This window comes from Mesorhizobium sp. M0601 (genome assembly GCF_040320845.1).
Lineage (GTDB): Bacteria > Pseudomonadota > Alphaproteobacteria > Rhizobiales > Rhizobiaceae > Mesorhizobium.
This window is the reverse complement of sequence record NZ_JAMYQK010000136.1, coordinates 1-562: the sequence shown is the minus strand read 5'-3', so window position 1 is coordinate 562 and position 562 is coordinate 1. Positions and strand designations below refer to the sequence as shown.

1 protein-coding gene is annotated in these 562 nt (G+C 61.6%); it reads right to left on the bottom strand.

Going from position 1 to position 562, the window contains the following annotated elements; genetic code table 11:
• Position 1 precedes the first annotated feature (1 nt).
• Positions 2-562 (bottom strand): IS630 family transposase (locus NKI41_RS33250; RefSeq protein WP_352687305.1); only part of this gene is annotated, 561 nt, incomplete at its 5' end.

The following is a 562-nucleotide window of genomic DNA, read 5'->3' as shown; positions in this document are numbered from 1 at the left end:
CCTAGTGGATGGAATCTAACCCTTGGTGCCCACGGTTGACGGCAGCGATGATTTTGTCGGGGTCGGCGGTCCAAGTGAAAGGTTTGGGTCTGTGGTTGTGCTCGACGAGGAAGCGGTTGATTGCCGTCTGAAGGTCGACGACGGAGTGGAAGACGGCTCGCTTGAGACGACGCTTCGACAACTTGGCGAAGAAACCCTCGACCGCGTTGAGCCACGAGCACGAGGTCGGCGTGAAGTGGAAGGTGAAGCGCTGATGGCGGTCGAGCCAAGCGCGCACCTTGGGGTGCTTGTGGGCGGCGTAGTTGTCGACGACGACGTGGACGGCCTTGCTGGCCGGCATTTGCGCCTCGATGGCGTTGAGGAAGCAGATGAACTCCTGATGGCGATGCCGCTGCATGTTCTTGCCGATACGGTGCCGTCGAGCACGTTGAGGGCGGCAAACAGGGTGGTCGTGCCACTGCCGCTTATAGTCGTGGGTCATGGTGCCGAGCCTTCCCTTCTTCATGGGCAGGCCAGGCTGGGTGCGGTCGAGCGCCTGGATCTGGCTCTTCTCGTCGACCGA